Genomic DNA, 26,689 nt, shown 5'->3' with positions numbered 1-26,689 from the left:
ACGGTGTCACGCGCTGGCCGGGGCGAGCAGGGTCGGCTCTGCGGTGGGTGCGAGCGCGGGATGGTCGATCCGGTAGTGAAGCCCCCGGCTCTCCTGGCGCACCTGCGCCGACTGCACGATCAGGTCTGCAACCTGCACGAGATTGCGCAGCTCGACCAGGTCGCTGGTGATCCTCGAACTGGCGTGGAGCGCGTCCACATCGCGTCGCAACTTCGCGATGCGATTCGAGGCGCGCTCCAGATGCGCGCCGGAGCGCACGATGCCGACGAAGTTCCACATCAGGCAGCGCAGGTCGCCGAGGCGATCCGCGATGGCATCGGCGTCGGCGGCGTTCGCCGACACGGACTTCCACGGCAGCGGATCGGCTGTCGCGCGATTGGGATGCTTCGCGATGCACTCGGCCGCGGCGCGCGCGAACACCATGCATTCGACCAGCGAGTTGCTCGCCAGCCGGTTGGCGCCATGAAGCCCCGTGCAGGCCGTCTCGCCGATGGCGTAGAGCCCGGCGATGTCGGTGCGGCCCTGTAGGTCGGTCACCACCCCGCCGCAGGTGTAGTGGGCCGCGGGCACCACCGGAATGGGTTCGCGCGTGATGTCGATGCCGTGCTGCGCACAGCGCGCGAGGATGTTCGGGAAATGGTGCTGCAGGAACTCCGGGCTCTGGTGCGAGATGTCGAGGTGCACACAATCCAGGCCGTGCTTCTTCATCTCGGCATCGATCGCGCGCGCCACCACGTCGCGCGGTGCGAGTTCTGCGCGCTGGTCATGCGCAGGCATGAATCGATCGCCACCGGCGGACGGCGGAAGCCGGAGAACGCCGCCCTCCCCGCGCACCGCTTCGCTGATGAGAAAGGAGTTCGCCTCGGGATGAAAGAGCGAGGTCGGATGGAACTGGATGAACTCCATGTTCGACACGCGGCAGCCCGCGCGCCATGCGGCCGCGATGCCGTCGCCGGTCGCGGTCTCGGGGTTCGTGGTGTGCAGGTAGACGCGGCCCGCGCCACCGGTGGCCAGCACGATCTCGGGTGCGCTGAAGGCCACCACTTCGCCGCTCGCCTCGTCGAGTGCATAGAGCCCCGCGCAGGCCGGCGCGCCATGGCCGACGCTTCGCGCGGGGATCAGATCGACCAGCGTGTGGTGCTCGAAGAAGGTGATGTTGGGCGTGCGCTGCGCGACCTCGATCAGCGTGCGCTGGACCGCGGCACCGGTCGCGTCCGCTGCATGCACGATGCGGCGATGGCTGTGTCCGCCTTCGCGCGTCAGGTGCAGGTCACCGTCTTCGAGCGTGAACGGCACGCCCAGTCCGCGAAGCCATGCGATGCAGCCCGGCGACTCCTCGACCACGAGGCGCGTCGCCGGCAGGTCGCACAGGCCCGCACCGGCCACCAGCGTGTCGTCGATGTGCCTGTCGATGCTGTCTTGCGCATCGAGCACCGCAGCGATGCCGCCTTGCGCCCGCTGGCTCGCACCGTCGGACACCGTCCGCTTGGTCAGCACCGCGACGCGATGCGTGGGCGCGAGATGGAGGGCGGCGGTCAGGCCGGCGAGACCGCTTCCGACGATCAGCACGTCGAATGCATTCGGAGGGTTGTGAGCCATCAGGGAACGAACGGAAAAGATGAATCTGGATGGATCGCCCCACCTTCATGCATGGCGGTGTCGCGAAGCAAAAGGCGCGATTCTGGCAACGCTGACTCCGTCGAAAAACGGCGGTGCGTCACTTTTACGCAAGGCGGGCGCCGGCGCGCGTGGGCCGTCAGTGGGCCGTCAGTGGGCCGTCCCACAGCAGGTCGGACGGAATTCAAGCACACTTCGCGCTCGCCGCGGCGGTCCGAGTGTGGCCGGCCCGGACCGAAATTTCCCTTCCTGCATGTCTTCCCCACCAGCACCCGCTTCTTCCGCCTCGACCCCGTTTTCTCTCCGGAAGATCGCCGTGCCGGCCTTCGGGCCCTCCCTGCTGTTCGGCGTGGGCGAAGGCGCGATCCTTCCCATCGTTCCGCTCACCGCGCGCGACCTGGGCGCGTCGGTGTCGATGGCCGCGCTGGTGGTCGGGCTGATCAGCATCGGCTCCCTGCTCAACAACATCCCGGCATCGCTGATCACGATGCGCTGGGGCGAGCGCTGGGCGATCGTCGTCGCGGGCATCTGGAGCGCCCTGGGGATGGCCTTGTGCCTGTGGACCTCGCACCTGGAACTGTTCGCGGCAGGCTGCCTCATGGTGGGCATGTCGCAGGCGGTCTACAACCTGGCCCGCCAGAGCTACATGTCGGAAGCCGTGCCCGTCATGTATCGCGCCCGGGCGTTGTCGACGCTCGGCGGCGTGATGCGCATCGGCATGTTCGCCGGGCCGTTTCTCGCGGCGGCAGCCGTGCATGCCTTCGGTCTCCCGGCGGCCTACGTCGTCGGGATCATCGGGGTCCTGGGCGCGGCGGCCGTGGGCGCGCGCATCCCCGATCTGGAAGCACCGCCGGTCCCCGCTGGGCACAGCGCCCCCGCTTCCGCGACGCTCGTCTCCACGCTGAAGGACCACCGGCGCGTGTTCCTCACCGTGGGCATCGGGGTGGTGCTGGTCAGCGCGGTGCGCGCCTCGCGGCAGGCCGTCATCCCGCTGTGGGCCGAGCATCTCGCGCTGGCGCCGGCGGTGGCCTCCCTGATCTACGGCCTGGCCGGCGGCATCGACATGCTGGTGTTCTATCCGGCGGGCAAGGTCATGGATCACAAGGGCCGGCGCTGGGTGGCGGTGCCCTCGATGGTGATCATGGGCGTGGCGATGCTGCTGATGCCGCTGACCACCGGCTTCGCCACGCTGCTGATCGCGGCATTGGCGATCGGATTTGGCAACGGCATCGGCTCGGGGATGATCATGACGCTCGGCGCCGACCACTCGCCGAGGCATGGGCGCGCGCACTTCCTGGGCGTGTGGCGGCTGATGTCGGATATCGGCGCATCGGGCGGTCCGGCGCTGCTGTCGTTCCTGGCGGCCACCCTGTCCCTGTCCGCGGGAATCGCCGTCACCGGGCTGATCGCATTGGCGGCGGCCGGGGCGCTGGCCTACTGGATTCCCGCGCGGCGCGCGGGCGTGGGCAGCGCAGTGCGTTGATTGTCCGGGTCGCCCTGCGAGATGCGCCAAGGTGTGCGCAAACGCACATTCCAGGCAACGACAGGAGGGCAAACTTCTCTGCTTCGACCGGAGCGCCAGTGCGGTGTGACCGGATCAAGCCCCCAACCCTGTCTTTCCCCCAAGGAGTTCACCTTTGACAAGTCTCGCAGACAGCCGGATTCCGGCCGCAACGACCACGGATCGCGCGTCGGGCCTCGCCCCGGACTGGGGCAATGACGTCGGCAAGCTGCTCTTGCGCGTCACCGTGGGGGGCCTGGTGCTCCTGCACGGATTGTTCAAGCTCGGCTCGGGCCCGGGCTTCATCGTCAAGATGCTCGCTGCCCACAACCTGCCCGGCGCGCTCGGCTATCTCGTCTACGTCGGCGAGATCCTCGCCCCTGTCCTGCTGATCGCGGGTCTCTGGACGCGCGCCGCAGCCGCCGTGGTGGTCGTCAACATGGTGATCGCCCTCCTGCTGGTGCACACCGGACAGTTCTTCCAGCTCACCAACCAGGGAGGCTGGGCGCTCGAACTGCAGGGCCTGTACCTGTTCGGCGCCTTGACCATCATGCTGCTGGGTGCCGGACGCTACGCGGTGGCGGGCGCCCAACGCGGCCTGAACTAGGTCGACGGTTCTCCGGCAGGCCTCGCCGCGCGCATCTTCCACCGTTGCGTCGGCCGAGGCGATGGCGATGGGCGCGGCGGCGACTTATGCTGGCGCGCGAATGACCTCCCTGCACGATCTCCCCGCGTTACGTCCGTCCCGTCGCAATCTGCGCTGGGCGAGTGGGTGGGTGCTCATGGCCTACGTGACGCTGCATCTTCTCAACCACGCGACGGGCCTGGTTTCGCTGGAGGCCGCCGAAGCGGCCCTGCAGCGGATCGCGGCGTTCTGGCATTCGTGGCCAGGCACGGTGCTGCTGTACAGCGCCGCGATCGTGCATATCGCCCTGGCCTTCTCGGGCCTGTGGGAGCGCCGGACGATACGCATGCCCTTTGCGCTGCTGCTGCGGATCGGGCTCGGCGTGGCCTTGCCATTGCTGCTGGCCTCCCACCTGGCTGCAACGCGCGGTCCGTACACGCTGGACGGCCTCGATGTCACGTACGCGCAGATTCTTCGAAAGCTCTGGAATCCCGATGGCTGGTGGCAGATCCTCGTCATGGTGGTGGCCTGGACGCACGGGTGCATGGGGCTGCACTTTGCCTTCCGGCAGCGGCCTTCGTGGCGTCACGCACAGCCCCTTTTGCTCACCGGTGCCGTCGTCCTGCCTCTGATGGCGGCACTCGGCGTTCTGTCCATGGGACGCGAAGCCGCCGCCCGCCCGGTCGCGATCAGCGCACCCGCGGCGAGTGAGTCCACATCCCTCAGATCGACGGTCGATCTCGGCCGGGCCGCCTACGCGTCCTTCCTGTCCGCCTTCCTTCTCGCTCTCGCGTGGAGAGCCCGATCGGAGCGCGTGGGAGGGCGAACGATCACCCTCACCTATCCGGACCGGACCGCCAGGGTTCCATTGGGATGGAGCGTTCTCGAAGCCAGCCGGAAGCACGGCATCGCACATCTGTCGGTCTGCGGCGGACGCGCCCGCTGCTCGACATGCCGCGTTCGCGTCTCCGGCCCCGCAGCGCACTGCCCTCCTCCAGGTCCCGACGAACAGCGCACCCTGGCCCGCGTGCGGGCGGGTGCGGACATCCGCTTGGCGTGCCAGCTGCGCCCGCTCGGCGACCTCCAGGTCACGCCGGTGATGACCGCCCGGTCGGCGAGCCTGAACAGACTCGACAGCGAACGGGAGGTGGCCGTGTTGTTCGTGGACCTTCGACGCTGGTCCGGTCTCTCCGAGAAACAGTGGCCCTTCGATCTGGTCTATGTTCTCGACCACTACTTCGCGCTGGTCGGCGATGCGGTCCACGAGGCGGGTGGCGTGGCCAACCAGTACATCGGCGACAGCGTCATGGCCATCTTCGGCCTGGAAGGAACGCTTCAGGATGCCTGCCGTCGCGCCGTCCATGCCGCGACGCTGATCGACGAGCGCATGCGCGCATGGAGCGCAGTGTTCGAAAAAGAGTTCGGGCAGCCTCTGGACTTCGGGATCGGCATTCATGCAGGAAGCGCGGCAGTGGCCGAAGTCGGACATCGCGATGTGCGTTCGTTCACCGCGGTGGGCGAGGTGGTCAATACCGCCAGCCGCCTGCAGGATCAGACCAAGCTGCACAACGCGATCCTCGTGATCTCGGAGTTTGCAGCGCACAGCGCGGGCATCGACGTTTCCAGGGACGATGTGCAGCAGATTCAGGTACGCGGAAGGCGGGCGCCATTGGGCGTTCTGGTGCTCGACTCGCTCGCCCTGGCACGGATCTCAGCCCTGCCTCGAGCCTGACCGGCATCGCGCTGGATCCGGCGGGCCGCTTCGCGTGGCTAGGCCTGCAACTCGTCGAGGTAGCAGGCCATCGAGTGATGGCGATAGGGGACCTCGCCGATTTCGTCGTATCGGCAACTGCCGCTCTCGAACGAGATCGGCGGCGCTTGTCGACTGTTGAGCCGTTCCAGCGTTTCCTGCGTGACCAGCAGGTACTCCGCCGCAGGCACCGTGTTCTTCAGGAGTCGATGCGCGACGATGACGCTCTTGCCGATGAATTTCGAATGGCCCTTGATGTCCATGGTGCTGGCCGGGCCGCTGTGCGCGATGAACTTCAAGGTCAGCTGGTGCATCCGGGCGCAGGCACCGCACTGGCACATGCGCCCCTTTTCCTTCTCCTTGAGATGCAAGTGAAAGTTCAGGAACATCTTCTTGGCCTGCCCCAGGAGTTCCTCCAGGGTCGGAGGCGTCGTGCAAAAGAAGAGCACCGCATCGCCCTCGAATTCGGACACCTCGAGGCCGATTTCGTTGGAATCCACCAGTAGCTCCAGCAACTCGCGAATGATGTGCTGGCTATGGGTGATCTCGGTCTCGCTGATGAATTTCGTGAATCCGCCGATGTCGGGGATGAAGAAGAGGACGTCGGGAAAGTTCGAGGAATCCGCCATGGCTCGCTCCACACTGCGGCAGGGATGGCCGCGGGCAAAGCGTAGCGCAGAACACCACAGGGTGCGCTCCCTGGACAGTCAGCACTCAGGACGTCAGGGCATTCAGCTTCACGTTGCAGCAGATCGGTCTCGGCATCACCGTGCTCTGCCGAGGCGCTGAATGCCGGCCGTCGAGCCTGCCTAGGGTCATCCTTATATTGACATCTCCATAAATGTCATCACACAATTAAGATATGACAATCAAAAAGTTGTTCGACGTCACCGGGCGTGTCGTCGCAATCACCGGCGCGGCAAGCGGTATCGGCTTCGCCTATGCCGAAGCGATGGCCGCCAATGGCGCCAGAGTGCATCTCATCGACCTGGACGCGCAGGCGCTGGATCACGCGGTCGATGCCCTTCGCCGTGACGGCGGCGAGGTCCATGGCGAGGTGGCGGACGTCACGCGTCCCGAATCCCTTCGCCGAGCTTTCGACAGCGCGATCGCGCGTCATGGCCGGATGGACGTGGTGTTCGTCAATGCGGGCATCAGCGGCGGCCCGGGCTTCCTGACAGGTAGCGGCGAGCGCAATCCGGCAGGTGCGGTCGAAAACCTGTCGCTGGATGTCTGGGAGCGGGTGATGGCCACTAACGCCACCTCGGTCTTCAACACACTGCAGATCGTGGTGCCTCAGCTCAAGATGCAGGGCGGCGGCCGGATCATCGTGACCAGTTCGATCTCAGCCTCCAAGACCGAGACGCTGGTCAGCTCGATCTACGCCACCTCGAAGGCCGCAGTGGGCTACATGGTGCGTCAGTACGCCCATGAGCTGGCGAAATTCGGCATCCTGGTCAACGCCATCGCACCCGGCCCGGTGATCACGAACATCGGCGGCGGTCGCCTGCGCGACGATGCGGCGCGCGCACCGTTCGAGCGTGCTGCCCCGATGCATCGAGTGTGCAATCCGTCGGACTTGCACGGCGCGGCGCTGTTCCTGGCGTCGGACGCCTCCAGCCTGGTGACGGGCCAGCAGATCATCGTCGACGGCGGCGCCACGCTCGGGCCTGCGGACTGAAGGGGAGCCACGGATGGGATCCTTCATCGACATCCACAGCAGCGATGCCCACAGCCTCCAGTGCTGGCGCGTGCTTGCGAGTGGCGCTCCGCGCGGTGCGGTCGTGGTGCTGCAGGAGATATTCGGCGTCAACCATCACATCCAGTCACTGTGCAAGCGGCTTGCTGCGGCTGGTTACGACGCCTACGCACCCGCGCTCTTCGACCGGCTGGAGCGCGGCTTCGCCTGCGGGTACGGCCCCGAGGAAGTCGCCAACGCATTGCGCTTCCTGCCTCGCCTGGACTGGGACGGCATGGTGACCGACACGCTCGCCACCGTGGCCGAGGCGCGGCGGCGCAACGTGCCGGTGGCCGTGATGGGCTTCTGCCTCGGTGCGTCGGTCGGCTACATGGCAGCGCAGCGCGCAACCGGCATCGCCGCCGTGGTCGGCTACTACGGCGGCCAGATCGCCCAGCATCTGGAGACACCGCCGCACAGTCCGACGCTGCTGCACTACGGCGCGAATGACCACACGATACCCATGGAGAGCGTCGAGCGCATCCGCGCACAGCGCCCCGAATGCGAGTTGCACGTGTACGCCGCCGGGCATGGCTTCAACTGCGACGAACGCGCCGCCTTCGAGCCGGCATCCGCCGGGTTGGCCTGGGAGCGCTCCATGGATTGGCTTCTGACCCACATGGGCTGAGTACCACCCGCCGGGAGAACGCAGCACCGACGCGCCGGATGGGCCGGCGCGCTGGCGACGCTCACCCGGGCGACTTCGAAAGACAAGGAAATCCTCACGTGACCGCCATCTACGACAACCCGCTGAAGTTCAAGCGCATCGAAGTGCGCCCGCTGAACAGCACCATCGGCGCCGAGATCCACGGCGTGGACCTGACGCGACGGCTGGACGACGATACCTGGCGCGAAATCCTCCAGGCTTTCCATGACTACCTGGTCATCTACTTCCCCGACCAGCCGATTTCGCACGACCAGCATCTGGCCTTCAGCGAACGCTTCGGCAGCCTGATGGACATCCCTCAGCTGCACAAGGCCGAGGGCTACGACATGATTCATCTGATCAAGCGCGATGCCGACGACACCGGCCGCGTGATCGGCGAAAGCTGGCATGCCGACAGCACCTACTTCGAACAACCGCCCGCGGCCGTGGTCATGCGCGCGGTCACGGTGCCGGAGTTCGGCGGCGACACCGGCTTCCTCAACATGTACGCGGCCTACGAGACGCTGTCGCCCGCCCTGCGCACCGTACTCGACACCCTCAAGGCGGTGCATAGCGCCACCCGCATCTACGGCAGCGCCTACCACGCGCAGAAGCGCAAGTTCAGCGCCAACAACGCACGCGTCGACCTCGACATCGAGGCGGGCGACCGCGAAACCGTCCACCCCTTGGTGTGCACGCACCCTGGCTCGGGCCGCCGCCACCTTTACGTGAACCCGGTGTACGTGCAACGTTTCGAGGGCATGACCGAGGCCGAGAGCCAGCCCCTGCTGCGGTTTCTCTACGACCATTGCGCGCGCTTCGAGCACACCTGCCGCGTCCGCTGGCGCAAGGACCAGGTGCTGATCTGGGACAACCGCTGCGCGATGCACAAGGCGATTCCCGACTACATCGGTCGCGCGCGCTACATGACCCGCACCACGATCGCCGGACCGCGTCCGGCCTGACCCCGTATTCCCCACCAACCAAGGAGACACACTTGAAGCCCAACTTCTTTCGCCGGACCTTCAGCGGCGCCTTCGCCGCGGCGGTCGTCGCCGCCGGACTGCTTGGAGGCGCCACCGCGTTCGCCCAGCCTGAATCCACCCTCGTCACCGTCAACGCCGGCTTCGTCCCGGTGACCGACGTGGCGGCGCTCTACCTCGGCGAGGAAGCCGGCATCTTCAGGAAGCACGGTCTGAAGCTCAAGACCAATGTCGCCTCCACGGGCGGCGTTCCTGCCGTCATGAGCGGCGAATACCACTTCGCCTTCACGGCGCTGGTGAACATCCTGCAGGCGCGCGACAAGGGCCTGCCGCTGAAGATCATCGCAGCCGGCTCGAGCTCCACCGGCGTCAGCGGCGCCGACGTGACCATGATCCACGCCGGCCCGAAGAGCGGCATCAAGTCGGCCAGGGACCTGGAGGGAAAGACGGTCAGCGTCAACGCGTTGAACGGCCTGCTGCAGATGCTCGGCAAGGCAGCCGTCAAGGCCGATGGCGGCGACCCGTCGAAGGTGCGCTTCATCGAACTGGGCTTCGCCGAGGCGCTGGCCGCGCTGCAGTCCGGCAAGACCGACGCCATGGTCGGTGCCGAGCCCTTCGGCACGGCTGCCATCGCCGCCGGCTTCCCGCCGATCAGCTCGCCCTACCAGTCGATGTCGAGCAAGAGCATGCTGACCTCGGCCTATTTCACCAGCGAGCAGCAGCTCAAGGCCAACCCGGAGCTTTTCCTCAAGTTGCGCGCGGCGATCAACGAGTCGCTGGAGTACGCGCAGAAGAACCCCGACGAGGTGCGCAAGCAATTGCCCAAGTTCACGAAGCTGGGGCCGGACGTGGCGGCCAAGCTGATCCTTCCGACGTACCTGACCGCGATCCCGCGCGATGCGGTGGAGATGTTCTCCAAGACCGGTCGCGAGTTCGGCATGCTCGCCAAGCCCGCCTTGTACGACGAGGTGGTCTGGACGCCGGAGAAGTAAGCCATGACGGCCAGCAATGGATACGCGGGCCGCGCGCCGGCAACCGCCTTGCGGCTGGACGGCGCCGTAGTCCGGCGAACGCTGGTCAGCCTGTCCGGGCTGCTTGCATTGGCCGTGCTGTGGGAGGCCGCGCCGCGCGCGGGGCTTGTCCAGGCGAACTTCTTTCCACCGCTGTCGGTGGTGGTGGCCAAGCTGGGCGAACTGATGGCAACGCCCGAGTTCTGGGGATACGCCGTGAGCACCGTACGGACCTGGGCGCTCGGCCTGGCGCTCGCCACCGTGGCCGGCGTGGTGGCCGGGCTCGCCATCGGGTTGACACCGGGCGCGCGCAGATACACCCATTCGACCATCGAATTCCTGCGGCCGATTCCATCGGTGGCGCTCATTCCGGGCGTGATCCTGGTGTTCGGCTCGCGCTACCAGTCGGGCGTGGTGCTGATCACCTACGCGGCCTTCTGGCAGGTGTTGCTGCAGATGCTCTACGGCCTGAATGACATGGATGCGGTGGCTCGCGACACGGCGCGCACTTTCCGCTTCAGCCGCCTGGGTTTCCTGCGGCACGTCGCCTGGCCGACACTGCTGCCTTTTCTTTTCACCGGCGTGCGACTCGCAGCGGCAATGGCGCTCGTGCTGGCCGTGACCGCCGAGATGGTCATCGGCAGCCACGGCATCGGCCGGGGCATCGTCGTGGCACAGAGTTCGAACGCGACGCCGGAAGCCTACGCGCTGGTGCTCGTGGCCGGGCTGATGGGCGTGGCGATCAATCTGGCCGCGCGGCTGCTGGAGCGGCGGCTGCTGCGCTGGCACCCCAGCGTGCGCAATGCCGGAGGCGAACGATGACGCACACCGCGCTCAAGAAGTTGTGGGTCGAACTGGCGCTGCCTGTCCTGCTGTTCGCGCTGCTGTACGTGTTCAGCGCCAACTCGACGAATTTCTACTTCCCTTCGCTGTCAGCGGTGCTGCATCAGTTCGGTGCGCTCTGGCTCGGTCCCCGATTCGTCGCCGATGTGATTCCCAGCTTTCAGCGACTGATGGCGGGCTACCTGCTGGCCTGCCTGCTAGGGATCGCGCTGGGCATCCCGGTCGGCATCTACCGGCCGCTGCGCCGCGCCGTCGAGCCGGTGCTCGAGTTCTTTCGCGCGGTGCCGCCGGTCGCGATGATCCCGCTGCTGATCGTGAGCATGGGGTTTGGCGATGGAATGAAGATCACGGTCATCGTGGCCGGCGCGATCTGGCCCATCCTGTTGAACACGGTCGAAGGCGTGAAGTCGATCGACCCGGTGCTGGACGAAACCTGCCGTACCTACCAGATCCGGGGGTTGGCGCGGCTGCGGCATTTCATCCTGCCCAGCGCGTCGCCCCAGATCATCGTGGGCATGCGGCTCGGGCTGTCCATCGGCATCGTGCTGATGGTGATCAGCGAAATGTTCGCGGCCCTCGACGGACTGGGCTCCGCGATCATCTATTTCCAGCGCAGCTACGAGATCCCGCAGATGTGGAGCGGCGTGCTGATGCTGGGACTGTTCGGCTTCGCGCTGTCGGTCGTCTTCCGGCTGTTCGAGCGCTGGGCACTCAAGTGGTATGTGGGCATGCGTGACCTTGAAAGGCGGAATTGAACGTGACGACACAAACGATGGCGGTGGTATCCGTCGAACACCTGAACAAGGTCTATGAGTCGAGGGAGCGCCGGGTCGAAGCGATCGGCGACCTCAACTTCGAAGTGCGCCCCGGCGACTTCACCTGCATCGTCGGCCCGTCGGGCGCGGGCAAGACGACGCTGCTCAAGTGCCTGGCCGGCTTGCTGGCGCCAACGCGCGGGACGGTGCGCATCAATGGCCGTCCGGTGACCACACCGCCGGAAGAGATGGCGATCGTTTTTCAGGAATACGGGCGTAGCCTCTTTCCGTGGAAGACGGTGCGCGAGAACGTGGAGTTGCCCCTGCGCGAGCGCGGCGTGCCGAAGGACGAACGCCGGCGCATGGTCGATACGGCACTGGAAGCCGTGGCGCTTTCGCACGCTGCGGATTCGTACCCCTGGCAGCTTTCCGGCGGCATGCAGCAGCGCGTCGCGATCGCACGCGCCGTGGCCTACCAGCCGAAGGTGATGGTGCTCGACGAGCCCTTTGCTGCCGTGGACGCACAGACACGCGCAGACCTCGAAGACCTGATGCTTCGCCTGTGGACCGAGCTGGACCTGACGGTGATCTTCGTCACGCACGACATCGACGAGGCGGTGTATCTCGGCCAGCGGGTGCTGGTGCTGTCGTCGTCGCCAACGCGCGTGATGGACGACGTACCGGTCGACATTCCCTCCCCCCGGACGCAAGCACAGACCCGCGTCGAACCGGAGTTCGCCGCGCTGCGCACCCGCGTGTACAGCGGCATCCAGGCGGCGAAGGGGCGCGCTACGAATGCGTGAGGCTGCGTAGCGGCCTCACGGTCCGCTCACTCACTCCGCATTCATGGATGGCACCTGCTGCTCGACACGGCGCAGCAGGGCCCACAGGGTCTCCACCTCCTGCGGCGTAAACTCGGCGACCAGGCGGTCCTGACGCTCCTGCGCCGAATCCCGCAGCTTCACGTAGGTTTTGGCGCCCGCCGGCGTCAGGCGCACGATGGCGGCGCGGCCACGACTGCGGGTCTGCTCCACGCTCACGAAGCCGCGCTCTTCCAGCACCCGCACGCTCTTGCTCGCGGCGGCGTAGTCCAGGTCGGCCATCTCGGCGACCTCGCGCACGATCAGCTCGTCGCGGCCGCCCACGGCCATCATCGCGCGCCACTCGGACATGCCGAGGTTGAAGTGCTGTCGATAGTAGTTCGACGCGCCGTTGGCCAGCCGGTTGGCGACACCCATGATGTACGCGGCCAGATAGCGGTTTACCGACGCCTGTTGGCCCGCCACGTCGGCCGGGCGCGCGGCCGCGCGTGGCGGCGGCGCGGGTTCGGTCGCCTTCGGCGTGGAGCCGGCAGAGGTCTTGCGCACGCGGGGTGGGGGCGGCGCCTCGGGCACGGCCCGTGTCTTCGTCTTCGTTCTCGCGGTGCGTGCGTTGGTTGCCATCGAAACCCTCCTCAATTTGCTGGTCGTCATCCCGAGCATGCCATAACTTCGTATTGACATTTCATTTATGGATATGTCAATATAAATGAATTCGCTCACTAAAGACAGGATCCCACAGATGACCCGCAAGCTGCGCAGCAACTTTCCCCGAGGCTCCTACCTCTGGGCCGTGCGCAACGCCCAATGGCAGGCGCTCGGCATTCCCGAGGACGACTGCGAAAAGCCCAAGATCGCCATCGTCAACAGTTCGTCTTCGCTCGCCGCCTGCTTCGCCCACCTCGACGGTGTGGCCGCGGTGGTGAAGGAAGCGATCCGCGCAGCAGGCGCAGTGCCTTTCGAGATCCGCACCGCTGCGCCGAGCGACTTCGTCATCGGCGCGGGCGGTCGCGGCGGCTACATCCTTTCCACGCGCGATCTGGTGACCAACGACATCGAGGTGGCGGTCGAGGGCGCGCAGCTCGACGGCATGATCTGCCTCACCTCTTGCGACAAGACGGTGCCGGGCCAGATGATGGCCGCAGGCCGCCTCAACGTCCCGACCCTGATGCTGGCCTGCGGCTACCAGCCCAGCGGCGAGTACGAGGGCGAGCATGTGGACATCGAGGACGTGTTCGTCGGCGCCATGCACGCGCAGATGGGCCACATGCCGATGGACAGGCTCATCGGCATGAGCCGCAACGCGATCCGCGGCCCAGGCGTGTGCTCGGGCATGGGCACCGCGAACTCGATGCACATCTGCTGCGAGGCACTGGGCATGGCCTTGCCCGGCACCACGCCGGTGGCTGCCAACAGCGAAGCGATGTTCGACGCTGCCCGCCGCGCCGGGCAGCGCATCGTGGAAATGGTCTGGGAAGACCTCAAGCCGCGCGACATCCTGAAGCCCGCCGCCTTCGCCAACGCGGTGAAGACCATCCTGAGCGTTGGCGGCTCGGTGAACTCCATCAAGCACCTGCAGGCGGTCGCGACCGAGGCAGGCTGCGGCGCCGACGTCTACGGGATGTTCGAGCGCTTCTCGCACGAGGTGCCCGTGCTGGCGGCGGTGCGCCCGGTGGGCCACCACGTCATCGAGACCTTCGAGGCCGCGGGAGGCGCGCGCGCGTTGATGAAGCAGCTGGAGCCGCTGCTGGACACCGGGGCGCTCACCGTCACCGGCCGCACGCTCGGCGAGAACCTGGCCGGCGCGCGGGTGGACGACCCGGAGGTGATCCGTCCGATCGACGACCCGATCGCGCGCAAGCCGGCGATCATGATGCTGCGCGGCAGCCTCGCGCCCGAATACGGCATCGTCAAGACCGGCATCGTCGAGCGCAAGACGCGGCGCTTCAGCGGCCCCGCGATCTGCTTTGCCACCTCCGACGCCGCCATCGCCGCGCTGCAGTCGGGCGACATCCGCCCGGGCCACGTGGTCGTGATGCGTGGCGCTGGCGTGTGCGGCGGGCCGGGCATGGGCGGCGGCTCGTCCAAGGTGGTCTTTGCCATCGACGGCGCGGGACTCGGCGACCAGGTCGCCCTGATCACCGACGGACACCTGTCCGGGCTGGTCTGCAAGGGCCTCGTCGTGGCCGAGGTCTCGCCCGAAGGCGCGGTGTGCGGCCCGCTCGCGCTGGTGCAGGACGGCGACACGATCGTGATCGACCTGGACACCCAGCGCTGCGACCTCGAAGTGGACGAAGCCGAAACGGCCCGCCGGCGCGCGGCCTGGACGCCCGCGCCCAAGCTCTGCGACACCGGCTGGCTACAGCTGTACCGCCGCAATGTCGGCCCTCTGACCCAAGGCGCGGTCCTGGTCGAACCGCGCTGACTTCCCAGCAACGACGAACGACAACCGGAGACATCCCAGATGCAAGGTCCCCAATCCACCAGCGGCATGCTCACGACCCAGCGCGGCGACGAGCGCTTCCTTTCGTCCGACCTGTTCGCGCGCAAGGACGAACGCGCGCCGCGGCCTGACCTCGGGCACGTGAGCGAGCCGGGCCGGAAGATTCCCGTGTACCACCAGTGCGACGTGCTGGTCGTCGGGGGCGGTCCATCCGGTACCGCCGCCGCGGCCGCCGCCGCGCGCGCGGGCGCCAGCGTCGCGCTGCTGGAGCGCTACAACCACCTCGGCGGCCTGTCCACCGGCGGACTGGTGATCTGGATCGACCGCATGAGCGACTGGAACGGCGAGCTGGTCATCCGCGGCTTCGCGCAGGAGCTGTTCGACCGTCTGCCCGCCGACGCGGTGGCCGGGCCGGACCGGTCCGACTGGGGTTCGCAGGATGTCGCCAAGGCAGCCCACTGGTCGCAGCGCACCGCTGCGTACCACGGCATCGTCACCTGGTCGCCGACGATCGACCCGGAACGACTCAAGCTGCTGAGCCAGGAGATCGTGCTGGAGCGCCGGGTCAAGCTCATCTATCACTCCTGGGCGGCCGAACCGCTCATGGAGAACGGCGCGGTGGCCGGCGTGACCTTCGAGAGCAAGGAAGGCCGCATGGCAGTGCGCGCCAAAGTGGTGGTCGACGCCACCGGCGACGGCGACCTGTTCGCCCGGGCGGGCGCTGCCTACGAGAACGATATCGAAGCCGCCGACGTGCACCACTGCATGAACACGGCCTGGCTTTTCGGCGGCGTGGACATGAACCGGTGGATCGAATTCAAGGCCGGCCAGCCGGAACGCTTCGCCGAATTCATGGCGCGCGGGCGCGAGGAATGCGGGTTGTTCGAGCGGCCCTTCGTATCCTGGCGCAACGACATCGCGCTCTTCATGGGTCCGCGCCAGACCGGCTATTCGGCGCTGGACGTGGACGACCTCACCGCCGTGGAAGTGCGCTCGCACCGCGCCATGGCACAGCACCTGGCCTACTACAGCCGCCACGCGCCCGGCTTCGAGAAGGCCTACATGATGCTCAGCGCACCGCAGATCGGCGTGCGCCACTCGCGCCGCCTGAAGGGCATGGATGCGGTGTTGCGCAAACGCTGGCCCGACGGCGTGGCACTGCCCGACGAGATCGGCGTATCGCCGCCCGTGTCGCCCAAGTTCGCGAACATCTCGATCCCCTACGGGGCGCTGGTGCCCGAGAAGCTCGACGGCCTGATCGCCTGCGGCCGCCACGTCTCCTGCGACCGCAACTCGCACGGCTTCATGCGCGAGATCCCGCAGTGCTGGATCACCGGCCAGGCCGCCGGCGTGGCCGCCGCGCTGGCGGTCCATCAGGGGGTGCAGCCGCGCGCCGTGGACGTGGCGGCGCTGCAATCGGAGCTGCGATCGCAGGGCGCCTATGTCCGCACCGCGCAGACCCATGCGGCGGTGGCGGCCTGAGCGAAGGGAATCGCCATGCACCTGACTTCTGATGAGAGCGCCATGCTCGACGGCCGGGACGGCCCGGCCGTGCAGCGCGCCATGGACCTGCTGATGCGCTATGGCCGCGCGCTGGGCGCCGAGCGGCTGGTGCAAACCAACAACGTGGTCGCCTCGATCAGCGCAACCACGCCCTTCATGCGCGACTACGCCATGCGGCGCGGCGGCATGGACGGCGTGTTCTCCGAGTTCAGCCTGGACAGCGACGACACGGTCGAGATCCCGCGCGTAAAAACCTTCACCACGCATGTGCAGCTGGGATTCGATCCTCACAACGCGGCGCTCATGGGCGTGGACGAACAGACCGTCCAGTTCTACCGCAAGGGCGAGGCCTACATCACGGGCCTGGGCGTACAAGCCGCCAACACTTGCACGCCCTATCAAGTGGGCAACATCCCGACGCGCGGTGAGCACTGCGCCTGGATGGAGTCGTCGGCCGTCATCTACTGCAACGCGGTGATCGGCGCGCGCACGAACACCGAAGGCCGCGAAAGCGTCGGCGCCGCGATGCTCACCGGCCGCATCCCCTATTGGGGCTACCACGTCGACGAGAACCGTCTGGGTACGCACGCTGTGCGAGTGGAGACGACGGTGGAAAGCACCGCGGACTGGGGCATGCTCGGCTACTGGATCGGCGACATGGTGCAGGACAAGGTCCCGGTGGTCGAAGGGCTGGGCCCGCTGCCGAATCTGGCGCGGCTGAAGCACTTCGGCGCGGCCGCATCGTCGTCGGGCGGCGTCGAGATGTACCACCTGGTCGGCGTCACGCCCGAAGCCAATACGCGCGAACAGGCCTTCGGCCGCAACACCCCGGCGCAGACCCTGCGCTACGGAGAAGCCGAACGGCGTCAGACCTGGGAGAAGCTCAACGCGACCGGCCGCAGCACCGCGGTGGACTATGTGATGCTGGGCTGCCCGCACTACACGATCGAACAGATCTGGGAAGCGGCCCGCCTGCTGGAGGGCCGCCGCGTCAGCGAGAACACGGCGCTGTGGATCTTCACGCCGCGCGCCATCAAGTCGCTGGCCGACCGCAACGGCTACACCCGCATCATCGAGGCCGCAGGCGGCCATCTTCTGACCGACAGCTGCTCGGCCATGAGCCGTGCGGCGCCGAAAGGCACCCGCGTGGTGGCGCTCGATTCGGCCAAGCAGGCGCACTACCTGCCAGCCATCCTGGGGGTCGAGGCCTGGTTCGGCTCCACCGCCGACTGCATCGACGCAGCCTGCACCGGCCAGTGGAGAGGAGGTCCACGATGAACCGCATCGACCCGGATGCAGAAACCATCGTGTTGCGCGGCCGCTGTGTCGTCGAAGGGACGGCCGAGGGCGAGGCGCTGGTGACGCGGCAGGCCATCTCCGGCTGGGGCGGCATCGATTCGCGCACCGGCACCATCGTCGAGGTCCGGCATGAGCTTCGCGGCGTGAGCTTCGCGGGCAAGGTGCTGGTGTTTCCCGGCGCGAAGGGCTCGTCCGGCTGGTCGAACGCCTTTCACCTCACGCGGTCGCTGGGTGTAGCGCCGGCAGCCATGCTGTTCAACGACATGAGCGCAAAAATCGCGCTAGGCGCGGTGGTGACGCGCGCCCCGGCGCTCACCGATTTCGACCGCGACCCGCTCTCTGTGATCGAGACCGGCGATTGGGTACGCGTGGACGCCGACCAGGGCATCGTCGAGGTGCGAAAGAAGAAGGCAACGACATGAATCTCCCGCGCAGGCGCTTCCTCGCCGCCTCGGCCGCCGCACTCACGCCCATGATCGGGCCCGCCGCTCGGGCGCAGCCCGCTCCTACGCCCGGCTTTCCTGTCCGGCCGGTGCGGCTCATCGTCCCCTTCCCTCCTGGCGGCGCCACCGACGCGCTGGCGCGTCAGATCGCCGAAAACCTTGCGCGCCAATGGCAGCATCCGGTCGTGGTCGACAACCGGCCGGGCGCCAACACCATGCTGGGCACCGAGGTGGTGGCCCGTTCGGCGCCCGACGGCCACACGCTCGGCATCGTCACGGGTTCGCATGTGATCAATCCCATGCTGTCCGCTCGCATGCCATACGACACGCTGAGGGACTTGACCGGGGTGATGCTGCTCACGCGCTTTCATATGGCGCTGTACGCCCACCCCTCGCTGCCGGCCAGCACGCCAGCCGAGCTGGTGCAGCTCGCGCGGCGTGACCCGGGCCGCGTGGCCTACGCCTATGCCACCACGCAGACTCTGCTCGCCATGGAGCTGCTGAACACGATGGCCGGTACGCGCATGCAGAGCGTGCCCTACAAGGGCAGCGCGCAGGCCATGACCGACCTGCTGGGCGGGCACGTGCAGCTGCTGGCCGATCCGCTCACCCAGGGCGCGATGGAACATGTGCGCAACGGCCGGCTGAAGTTGATCGGCACCATGGGCGAACGGCCCGCCGCGCTCGCGCCGCAGGCCAGCCTGATGTCGCAGGCCGTGCCCGGCTACGAGTTCTCCGGCGCTTTCGGTCTGGTGGCGCGCGGCGGCACGCCGCCGGCGCTGGTGAGCCGCATTCGCGACGACTTTGCCGCCGTGCTGGGGCAGTCAGAGGTACTGGCACGGATCCGCGACATCGGGCAGGAACCCATCGGTTCCACGTCCGGCCAATACAACGCCTACATCCTGGCCGAGATGGCCAAATGGGAACCGGTGATCAAGTCGACCGGTGCCCGGCTGGATTAGCAATCTTTTTCCCCAACCTGGAATTTTCTCGTCAATACCTACGGAGACATCTCAATGCAACGCCGTCAGTTCTTGCCCCTGGCATCCCTGCTGTTGCTCGGCCCGACGCTGGCCCGCGCGCAGGACTTCCCGAAGCCGGGCAAGCCCATTCGCATCATCGTCGGCTTCGCCGCCGGCGGCCCTACCGACACGCAGGCTCGCGCGCTCGCCCAGGAATTGGGGCCCATCCTCGGGGTGCCTGTCATCGTCGAGAACCGGCCTGGGGCAAGCGGTGGCATCGGCGCGATGGAAGTGGCACGAGCCGAGCCGGACGGCCACACGCTGATGTACATCTCGGACGGCGTGGTCACGCAGAACCCGCACACCCTGCGCTCGGTGCAGTACGACGCGCTGCGCGACTTCACGCCGGTGGCCCGGCTCACTTCCGGGGGTGTCGTTCTGGTCATGCACCCGTCGCTGCCCGCCGGCAACCTTCAGCAGTTCATCGCCTACGGCAAGGCCAATCCTGGCAAGCTCGCCTACGCCTCGTTCGGCGCGGGCACCGTTTCGCACATCTATGGTGAAGTGCTGCGCCTGGCTACCGGCATCGACATCGTGCACGTGCCCTACAAAGGCAGCGCCGACGCACTGAAGGATCTTCTGGCTGGGCGAGTGCAGATCATGTTCGACTCGCCCTCTACGGCGGTCCAGTACGTCAAAGATGGCCGGCTGCGCATCCTCGGCAGCGCCGGCACGCAGCGCCGCTCGCTGATGCCGGACACCCCCACCCTGCTCGAGTTGGGCCTGCCGGGCTTCGAGATCCGGGGTTGGAACGGCCTGTTCGGGCCCGCCAACATGCCCGCCCCGGTCCTGCAGAAGCTCTACGCAGGCGTCGCGGCTGCAGCGAAGGCCAAAACCTTTCGCGACATGCTGGCGACCATGGCCTTCGACCCGGTGGACAACGAGCCACCGGCCGAGTTCGCCAAGCGCGTGCGCAGCGACTACGACCAGTGGGGGATATACATTCGGCGCGCCAACATCAGGCTGGACTGAACGCCGCGCCGTCGTCCTCCGCCGCGGCGGACTCGCGAGTCACTTCTCCAACGTTCCAGGTCGGTGGTGCCGAAACAGATCGGCGAGGACGTATACCTCTCTATCGACCCAACTGCTCCCGGATGTCCTGCAGCGCTGGACGCTGGCCGTGCACCGCTGGCCGCCCAAGGCAAGCTGTTCGAAGCCGGAATGCCGCAGCGCGGCCCGCGCGCGGCCGTGGTGCCGACCCTGGTGCGACTCTGGGCGCGCGCGCACGAACGCTTTGGGCGGGTTCCGCTGCAACAACTGCTCGCGCCCGCGATTCGGTTGGCGGAGCAAGGCGTCGCCGCACCCGAAGAGCTCGTGCGCAACTTGGCGCTTGCCGGCGCACGGGTGAAGTCGCAGCCAGGTTTTGCCGAGTTCATGCTTCCGAACGGCCGCGCACTTACCGCAGGCGAACGGCTGCTGCAGCCTCGCCTTGCGGACGTGCTGCGTGCCATCGCATGCGAAGGCGAGCAAGGCTTCTATGCCGGGCCTGCCGCGCAAGACCTGGTGCGCTTCTCGCGCGACAACGGCGGCCTGTTCGCGCACCGAGCGGCCAAGAATGGTTTCAAGAGGCAGCCTGCCGGCGGGGGCGCCGGCCGCCAGCAGCCGCTCCCGCTGGCCGCATGGCGAGTGCGACGCCCCCTTTGGAGCACTGCCATTCCTCCCGGATCCAGTCAGACAACGTGCCTGGGGAAACAAAAGGCTAAATTTTTGTCGGTCGGTGTCGGACCTCTTGATCTTCGAAGCGGTAGACGCTATTTCTCGCTCGCTTTGGTCATTGTTGAAAAGGAGGTTGTCAAATGGCCATGGACCTGCTCAGACAGCTTGCCGCCAGCTCGTTGCCGGCAACTTTCCGAACCCCTGTCGAGATCGACAAGATCAGGCTTCTGCGCGCTGCGGGTCTGGTGATCGCGCTCACCCCCGCCTCTCCCGGCGCGCTGACGCCTTCGGGCGCGGGCCATGCTGCCCACGTGCTGGCCATCACCGAAAAGGGTCGTGAAGAACTGGCGAGATTCAGCCTTCCAGGAGATGCGCCGCCCATGCGACCGGTCCGCACGCCCTGGTGGAAAGCCAGAAACACGACGGGTCATTTCCGTCGTGCACCCTGATGGAGGCGGCTATGCGAGAAGCATGTTCAGATCCGATCATCTATCGCGACGTCTCCATCGCAATCAATGTCAAGAGAGCCGGTGACCGCGTCTTCGGTCATGCCGACCTGTTCGCCGCGAACGAGTTCAAGGGCCGAATCTCTCTCGGGAGCGCGCGAACACGACCTCGGGAAGTGCGTGAAAGGCTGCGCTGTCTGGCCAAGGCCAAGGTGGACGTCTGGACCACGGTTGAGGCAGCGTCCCGTCATTGAGAACCGATTACAGCGGGCATCCCGAGCGCGTGCGGAATGTGGCCCGTTCATCGGCCCGACAGAGCGGGGCCATGAACGGACCGACGGGCTGCGGGGTCGGATCTCCTCTGCTCGAACGGCGCCGGATCGTGATGGATCAAGACGGCAAGAGCACCTTGTCTATCAAGTGAACCACCCCGTTGGTGTTGAAGATGTCGGTCGCGGAGATGCCCGAAGTCCGTCCCCGCTGATCGATGATCTGCAGGCTGCTGTTGATGGTGATGCTCTGGCCTTGAACCGTCGGGATCGGTGAGTTGAGCGGGATTTCGGCCTTGAGGACGCGCTTTGGAAGCACGTGGTAGGTGAGCACCTTGGTCAGCAGCGCCTTGTCGGCCAGGAGTGCGTCCTTGGTGATACCGAGTTCGGACAGAAGCGCGACAAAGGCATCGTTCGAGGGCGCGAATACGGTGAACGGCCCGGGCCCCTGGAGGGTCGCCACGAGGTCTGCGGCGACCACGGCCTCGACGAGGATGCTCAGGCTGGGCACGCCCTGCGCTGTTTGCACGATGTTCTTGTTGGCAGGTAGCAGGACTCGATCGATGACATGAACGACCCCGTTCTGCGCCGTGATGTCTGTCGCGATGATGTTCGTGACGCGGTTGCGGCCATCGGTGATGCGCGCGCTGGAGCCTTGTGTCTCGATCTTGAAGAACCCGCCACCGACCGGCTCGATCGCCTTGCCGGAAGGAATGTCCGCCTGGCGAACGGCTGCGTTGAGCACGTGATACTTCAGGACTGCGGCCAGAAGCGCCTTGTCCGCAAATAGCGCGTCCTTCGTCGTCCCCAGTTCTCCGAGCAGCGCCGCAAATGCGTCATTGTTCGGAGCAAACAGCGTGTACGGCCCGCCCGCTGAAAGTGTGCTCGTGAGGTCCGCCTTGCTGATGGCTTCGGACAGAACACTGAGGTCTGAACGGGAAGCCACGACCTGCGCGATGTTCGGCTGCGCAAACGCGCCCAGCCATTGGTTGCCTCCACCTCCGCCGCAACCCGCCAAGGCAACACTGCCTCCCAAGGAACCAATGAGGATTGCGCGACGCGTGAGAGAGATCTTCATGAGCTACTCCTGTGCAGATGGATGAGAACAACTGGAGGCCGCGCGCTCGGCGGCTTCCGTTGGGTTCTACGAATCGGCGGGCCGCACGGACTTTTGGTGAAAACCCTATCGCGCTTCTTTCGCGGCATGACGCACGACGTAGAGTCCCACGTCCACTCGACCCCACCCGACCCGATTGAAAGCCTGCCTCGCAATGGTGGCGGGCAAGTACCTAGTCACGTCAGGGCGGAACCCTTGCGGCTCGCGGGCATGATCACGATCTGCGAGCAATCCCGCGATTTCACCCGGAGTCCTTGACCCACTGATCGCTCCGGAAGCCCAACTGCTTCAAACGGCGCTCGACTTGCATCCATTCGTCGTCGCTGATCGTGCTTGTACGTGACAACACCCACAGGTAGCGGCGGGAAGGCTCCGTGACGATGGCGACGCGTGTGTCCGTGGAAAGATAGACGACGTCGTAGTTGGCCCACGCCAGCGGCGCCCATCGAATCCAGCTGGGAGCGAATGCCACCTCCAGAGTTGCAGGCCGCAACTGACCCGATTGGAGCGTGGCCCCAGCACGGGGCCGCGCGACGCCAACGACCGAATCGAGACCCGACTTCGTCTGGCATTCGTTCCGCACCTCGACCTCCCCCGATCTCAGAAGGCGGTAGGTCGCTTTCGCGCCCGACACGCATGACGCCTGAAACCAGTTCGGAATGTGTGCTATCTGATGCCATTCGCCCATGTAGTTGGGCAGATCGACAGCGGGCAGAGCGGCCTGCGCGTGCTCCCTCTGCTCGACTGCGCAACCGCAGATCAGTGTCGCCCATGCCAATGCGAAGGCCAGTTTTATTGGGATAGATCGCTTCGAAGAGCCAACAAGCATCGCTATGTCCTGGAAAGCAGGTCTGAAGTTTCAGGCTGCAGAGCGCGGCGCGGGGGTCAGCCGCACACCCTAGTTTGCACCGAATGTCGTGTCGCCATAGGCGGCTGCGCCCCGGGACGTGATGGCACGAGCACCGGCGCGCACCTCGGCACGGTCAGCTCTGTCAACGCGCGCGGCGACCGCACTTCCCCCGTTGCTGATCTGCATGGGCTTCATGGCTTGTTCGCGCACTTCGGTGCGCGTTTGCGTCGACTGGAAGGGCAACGGTGGCAGCGGGTTCTGCTCACCCTGGAAGGCCTGGGTGCCGCACGCTGACAGAACGCACAGTGCCGCGACCGCGATGTCTCTGGATCTCATAGCTTTTCCTCTTGAAGTGGATGAGCGTCGAACGGCGGGATTCATTTGGGGAGCAGCACCTTGTCGACGACGTGAATCACGCCGTTGGACTGCATGACGTCCGGGATGGTCACGGTGGCTGCGTTCCCATTCGCGTCAACGATCATGACGTTGCCGCTCATGGCCTTCGCGGTGAGCGCACCGCCCGCCACGGTGTTCAGGGTCGCGATCCCGCCGCCCTCCTTGATCTTCTTTGTCAGAGTCGCGGCGTCGACCTTGCCGAGAACCACGTGGTAGGTCAGAACACCGTTCAGCATGGCCTTGTTCTCGGGTTTCAGGAGCGTGTCGACTGTCCCGGGCGGCAAGGCCGCAAACGCCTCGTTCGTCGGTGCGAAGACCGTGAAGGGGCCGGGGCCTTTGAGGGTTTCGACAAGCCCGGCGGCCTTCACTGCGGCCACCAGCGTGGTGTGGTCTTTCGAACTCACCGCGTTGTCGACAATGTCCTTGGTTGGCAACATCGGCGCGCCGCCGACGATGACCTCGGCCATCGTTGATGCCGCACCGACCATCACGGAAATCGCGAGAGCAATGGTTGCCGCGGGCTTGAATCTGGTCTGCATGGATGTGCTCCTGGTTGGGCGAGCCGCCACGAAATGCGCAACGGTTGCAACTCATACGGTGCAGCCGGGCTGAATGGATCAGCTCTTCGTGTTGCGAATTGCCAGGCGTCGCGTCAGACGTTGCACCCACCCTTCGAGCCTCTACCTACGAAGACGCTGACGAAGACCAGGCGCGGATTGAGCAGCTCGGTCTGCGAGCCACCGATGGAGATCGTGTTGCTGATGCTCTACATGCATCAATACGATCAAACATTGCAATTCTCTTAACGAAGCACGGGTCGCAAACTTCCTCTCCAGAACGACTGCCGCTTGGCGCAGTCAACGAAGGAGACGACATTGAACGCACCGCAAGATCAGTTGCAATCGTGGATCGGACGCAGCGAAACAGTCGAAGACACTGTCAATCCCACCCCGGTAGTCGCACTGACCGCGACCCTGGACCATCCGGTGACGCCGGTCATTGCAGGCACCGCGCTTCCCCCGCTTTGGCATTGGCTCTACTTCCTGCCGATGCACCGGCAGAGCGAAATTGGAGCCGACGGCCACGCCAAGCGCGGAGGCTTCCTTCCGCCAGTTCCGCTACCTCGGCGCATGTGGGCCGGCAGCCAGTTCGAATTTCGCGCTCCGATCCGTGTCGGCGACCGTGTCACGCGAACCTCGACGATTGACGACGTCACGACCAAGGAGGGCCGCACCGGCAAGCTTGTGTTCGTGAAGGTGCGCCATGAGGTGCGATGCAATGAGGCCAGCGAGCCGGCGCTCGTCGAGTTCCATGACATCGTGTACCGCGAAGCCCAAGGGCCGAACGATGTAGTGCCACCGCCGCAAGCCGCACCGGCCGACGCCGCCTGGCGTCGCCAGATCGTGCCCGACGATGTGCTGCTATTCCGCTACTCGGCGCTGACCTTCAATGGCCACCGCATCCACTACGACCGCCAGTACGTGACGACGGTCGAGGGTTATCCGGGGCTGATCGTGCACGGTCCGCTGATCGCGACCCTGCTGATGGACCTCCTGCGCCGACAGATGCCCGAGGCCGACGTGGCGAGCTTCCGCTTCAAGGCCGTCCGGCCGACGTTCGACCTGAACGCATTCCACGTCAGCGGCCAACCGCAGGCGGACGGCAAGACCATCCACCTCTGGGCCTCCGACCACGAGGGCTGGCTGACCATGGATGCCACCGCAGTGCTGCGCTGACCCTACACCACATCGTCAAGAAAGAATCTCATGCAGCCACTCAAGGGCATCACCGTCGTTACGCTGGAGCACGCGATCGCCGCGCCCTTCGCCACTCGCCAGTTGGCCGACCTCGGCGCCCGCGTCATCAAGATCGAGCGCCCAGGTTCGGGCGACTTCGCCCGCGGCTACGACGAGCGCGTTCGCGGCCTGGCGTCGCACTTCGTCTGGACCAACCGTTCCAAGGAAAGCCTCACGCTCGACGTGAAGCACCCCGAGGCCGCCACGATTCTCGAGCGCCTGGTCATGGAGAAAGCCGATGTCGTCGTGCAGAACCTGGCGCCGGGCGCCGCGACACGCCTCGGCCTGGGCTACGACAAGCTCTCAGCCGTTAAGCCACCCTTGATCGTTTGCGACATTTCCGGCTATGGCGACGATCCGCACCATCCCGGCCCGTACCGCGACAAGAAAGCCTACGACCTGTTGATCCAAAGCGAAGCTGGCTTCGTCTCCGTGACTGGCACGCCCGAAGAGCCCTGCAAGGCGGGCCCCTCGATCGCGGACATCGCCGCCGGCATGTACGCCTACAGCAACATCCTGGCGGCGCTGCTGCAGCGCGGCCAGACCGGCAAGGGCCAACGCATCGACATCTCCATGCTGGAGTCGCTCGCTGAATGGACCAGCTACCCGCTCTACTACGCATTCGAAGGCGCCGCGCCTCCGCCGCGCACCGGCGCCAGCCATGCGACGATCTATCCCTACGGTCCGTTCCCGGCAGGCGACGGCACCACCGTGATGCTGGGCCTGCAGAACGAACGCGAATGGGTGAGCTTCTGTGACAAGGTACTGGAGCAACCCGATCTCGCAAAGGATCCCCGCTTCACCGCCAACTTCAAGCGTGTGGCCGAGCGGACGGCACTGCGCCAGATCATCGTGGACGCCTTCAAGCCGCTGACCGGTACGCAGGTGGTCGAGCGACTCGAACTCGCGCAGATCGCCAATGCGCAGGTCAACACTATGAAGGATGTCTGGGCGCATCCGCAGCTCGAGGCACGGCATCGCTGGACCCAGGTGGGCACGGCCGAGGGTCCGGTACCGGCCATGCTGCCGCCTGGCACTTGGGACACCGGTCCTCGCATGGACCCGGTGCCCGCTCTTGGCGAGCACACCGACGCGATCCTGGCCGAACTCGGCTACAGCCCCAGCGAGATTGCCGGGCTGCACGCATCCAAAGCTGTCTGAGG

The 26,689-nt window shown here is 66.3% G+C and carries 26 protein-coding genes; 19 read left to right on the top strand and 7 right to left on the bottom strand.

All coding sequences use genetic code 11. From position 1 onward, the window contains the following. Nucleotides 1-6: 6 nt before the first annotated feature. Nucleotides 7-1,599: an L-aspartate oxidase gene (nadB, locus tag BLW05_RS22025; RefSeq protein WP_093165682.1), complete on the bottom strand. Its 1,593-nt coding sequence runs from the start codon at nt 1,597-1,599 to the stop codon at nt 7-9. A 271-nt stretch (nt 1,600-1,870) separates the two neighbouring features. Here nadB and BLW05_RS22020 point away from each other — a divergent pair, with 271 nt between their 5' ends. From BLW05_RS22020 to BLW05_RS22010, 3 genes are all read left to right on the top strand, one after another. After that, on the top strand, nt 1,871-3,100 hold the full coding sequence (locus BLW05_RS22020; RefSeq protein WP_093165681.1) for an MFS transporter: 1,230 nt from the start codon (nt 1,871-1,873) through the stop codon (nt 3,098-3,100). Nucleotides 3,101-3,278: 178 nt separating this feature from the next. Then, nucleotides 3,279-3,725 (top strand): DoxX family protein, encoded by a 447-nt coding sequence (locus tag BLW05_RS22015; RefSeq protein WP_256330446.1) that lies wholly within the window; start codon nt 3,279-3,281, stop codon nt 3,723-3,725. Between the two features lie 67 nt (nt 3,726-3,792). Next, nucleotides 3,793-5,475, top strand: a complete 1,683-nt coding sequence (locus BLW05_RS22010) for an adenylate/guanylate cyclase domain-containing protein (RefSeq protein WP_256330437.1) — start codon at nt 3,793-3,795, stop codon at nt 5,473-5,475. Nucleotides 5,476-5,513: 38 nt separating this feature from the next. Here BLW05_RS22010 and BLW05_RS22005 read toward each other — a convergent pair whose 3' ends face one another. Continuing rightward, nucleotides 5,514-6,122 carry a DUF2652 domain-containing protein gene (locus BLW05_RS22005; protein WP_093165678.1) on the bottom strand — a complete coding sequence of 203 codons (609 nt, stop codon included), beginning with the start codon at nt 6,120-6,122 and terminating at the stop codon, nt 5,514-5,516. Between the two features lie 233 nt (nt 6,123-6,355). Here BLW05_RS22005 and BLW05_RS22000 point away from each other — a divergent pair, with 233 nt between their 5' ends. The 7 genes from BLW05_RS22000 to BLW05_RS21970 all read left to right on the top strand — a co-directional run bounded on the left by BLW05_RS22000 (nt 6,356) and on the right by BLW05_RS21970 (nt 12,271). Then, complete coding sequence (locus BLW05_RS22000; protein WP_093165677.1) at nt 6,356-7,174, top strand: SDR family NAD(P)-dependent oxidoreductase; 819 nt, start codon at nt 6,356-6,358, stop codon at nt 7,172-7,174. A gap of 13 nt (nt 7,175-7,187) precedes the next feature. Beyond that, nucleotides 7,188-7,859, top strand: coding sequence for a dienelactone hydrolase family protein (locus BLW05_RS21995; protein ID WP_093165676.1), 672 nt, complete (start codon nt 7,188-7,190; stop codon nt 7,857-7,859). 98 nt (nt 7,860-7,957) lie between these two features. Next, entirely contained in the window at nt 7,958-8,842 is an 885-nt protein-coding gene (locus BLW05_RS21990; RefSeq protein WP_177142768.1) for a TauD/TfdA dioxygenase family protein, read from the top strand. Nucleotides 8,843-8,874: 32 nt separating this feature from the next. Next, nucleotides 8,875-9,852, top strand: a complete 978-nt coding sequence (locus BLW05_RS21985) for an ABC transporter substrate-binding protein (RefSeq protein WP_177142767.1) — start codon at nt 8,875-8,877, stop codon at nt 9,850-9,852. A gap of 3 nt (nt 9,853-9,855) precedes the next feature. Next, nucleotides 9,856-10,692, top strand: coding sequence for an ABC transporter permease (locus BLW05_RS21980; protein WP_093165673.1), 837 nt, complete (start codon nt 9,856-9,858; stop codon nt 10,690-10,692). Beyond that, nucleotides 10,689-11,468: an ABC transporter permease gene (locus BLW05_RS21975; RefSeq protein WP_093165672.1), complete on the top strand. Its 780-nt coding sequence runs from the start codon at nt 10,689-10,691 to the stop codon at nt 11,466-11,468. The genes BLW05_RS21980 and BLW05_RS21975 overlap by 4 nt, the downstream gene beginning before the upstream one ends. Before the next feature lie 2 nt (nt 11,469-11,470). Continuing rightward, complete coding sequence (locus BLW05_RS21970; protein ID WP_093165745.1) at nt 11,471-12,271, top strand: ABC transporter ATP-binding protein; 801 nt, start codon at nt 11,471-11,473, stop codon at nt 12,269-12,271. Nucleotides 12,272-12,301: 30 nt separating this feature from the next. Here BLW05_RS21970 and BLW05_RS21965 read toward each other — a convergent pair whose 3' ends face one another. Beyond that, on the bottom strand, nt 12,302-12,910 hold the full coding sequence (locus BLW05_RS21965; RefSeq protein WP_177142766.1) for a MarR family winged helix-turn-helix transcriptional regulator: 609 nt from the start codon (nt 12,908-12,910) through the stop codon (nt 12,302-12,304). A 118-nt stretch (nt 12,911-13,028) separates the two neighbouring features. Here BLW05_RS21965 and BLW05_RS21960 point away from each other — a divergent pair, with 118 nt between their 5' ends. From BLW05_RS21960 to BLW05_RS21930, 7 genes are all read left to right on the top strand, one after another. Further along, nucleotides 13,029-14,711, top strand: coding sequence for a dihydroxy-acid dehydratase (locus BLW05_RS21960; RefSeq protein ID WP_093165670.1), 1,683 nt, complete (start codon nt 13,029-13,031; stop codon nt 14,709-14,711). A 39-nt stretch (nt 14,712-14,750) separates the two neighbouring features. Further along, nucleotides 14,751-16,211, top strand: a complete 1,461-nt coding sequence (locus BLW05_RS21955; protein ID WP_256330436.1) for an FAD-dependent oxidoreductase — start codon at nt 14,751-14,753, stop codon at nt 16,209-16,211. 15 nt (nt 16,212-16,226) lie between these two features. Further along, complete coding sequence (locus BLW05_RS21950) at nt 16,227-17,510, top strand: aconitase X (protein WP_093165669.1); 1,284 nt, start codon at nt 16,227-16,229, stop codon at nt 17,508-17,510. Beyond that, nucleotides 17,507-17,953: an aconitase X swivel domain-containing protein gene (locus tag BLW05_RS21945; protein ID WP_093165668.1), complete on the top strand. Its 447-nt coding sequence runs from the start codon at nt 17,507-17,509 to the stop codon at nt 17,951-17,953. Before BLW05_RS21950 ends, BLW05_RS21945 begins: the two co-directional genes overlap by 4 nt. Beyond that, nucleotides 17,950-18,936, top strand: a complete 987-nt coding sequence (locus BLW05_RS21940) for a Bug family tripartite tricarboxylate transporter substrate binding protein (RefSeq protein ID WP_093165667.1) — start codon at nt 17,950-17,952, stop codon at nt 18,934-18,936. The genes BLW05_RS21945 and BLW05_RS21940 overlap by 4 nt, the downstream gene beginning before the upstream one ends. Before the next feature lie 54 nt (nt 18,937-18,990). After that, nucleotides 18,991-19,968 carry a Bug family tripartite tricarboxylate transporter substrate binding protein gene (locus BLW05_RS21935; protein ID WP_093165666.1) on the top strand — a complete coding sequence of 326 codons (978 nt, stop codon included), beginning with the start codon at nt 18,991-18,993 and terminating at the stop codon, nt 19,966-19,968. A gap of 66 nt (nt 19,969-20,034) precedes the next feature. Further along, entirely contained in the window at nt 20,035-20,901 is an 867-nt protein-coding gene (locus tag BLW05_RS21930) for a gamma-glutamyltransferase (RefSeq protein WP_177142765.1), read from the top strand. Between the two features lie 587 nt (nt 20,902-21,488). Here the strand turns inward: BLW05_RS21930 and BLW05_RS21925 are convergent. From BLW05_RS21925 to BLW05_RS21910, 4 genes are all read right to left on the bottom strand, one after another. After that, nucleotides 21,489-22,445: a fasciclin domain-containing protein gene (locus BLW05_RS21925; protein ID WP_093165664.1), complete on the bottom strand. Its 957-nt coding sequence runs from the start codon at nt 22,443-22,445 to the stop codon at nt 21,489-21,491. A 280-nt stretch (nt 22,446-22,725) separates the two neighbouring features. Continuing rightward, on the bottom strand, nt 22,726-23,313 hold the full coding sequence (locus BLW05_RS21920) for a lipocalin family protein (protein WP_093165663.1): 588 nt from the start codon (nt 23,311-23,313) through the stop codon (nt 22,726-22,728). Nucleotides 23,314-23,382: 69 nt separating this feature from the next. Then, on the bottom strand, nt 23,383-23,670 hold the full coding sequence (locus BLW05_RS21915; protein ID WP_093165662.1) for a hypothetical protein: 288 nt from the start codon (nt 23,668-23,670) through the stop codon (nt 23,383-23,385). Nucleotides 23,671-23,711: 41 nt separating this feature from the next. After that, the gene (locus tag BLW05_RS21910; RefSeq protein ID WP_093165661.1) at nt 23,712-24,269 is read right to left on the bottom strand and encodes a fasciclin domain-containing protein; all 558 of its coding nucleotides are present in this window, start codon (nt 24,267-24,269) and stop codon (nt 23,712-23,714) included. Nucleotides 24,270-24,605: 336 nt separating this feature from the next. Here BLW05_RS21910 and BLW05_RS21905 point away from each other — a divergent pair, with 336 nt between their 5' ends. Both BLW05_RS21905 and BLW05_RS21900 read left to right on the top strand, forming a co-directional pair. Then, a complete protein-coding gene (locus BLW05_RS21905) occupies nt 24,606-25,466 on the top strand; it encodes an HTD2 family dehydratase (protein ID WP_093165660.1) in 861 nt (286 codons plus the stop codon). 30 nt (nt 25,467-25,496) lie between these two features. Then, nucleotides 25,497-26,687, top strand: a complete 1,191-nt coding sequence (locus tag BLW05_RS21900) for a CaiB/BaiF CoA transferase family protein (protein WP_093165659.1) — start codon at nt 25,497-25,499, stop codon at nt 26,685-26,687. Nucleotides 26,688-26,689 lie beyond the last annotated feature (2 nt).

It is taken from the genome of Variovorax sp. YR216 (assembly GCF_900107745.1).
GTDB lineage: Bacteria > Pseudomonadota > Gammaproteobacteria > Burkholderiales > Burkholderiaceae_C > Variovorax.
This window is presented reverse-complemented; position numbering and strand designations above follow the sequence as displayed.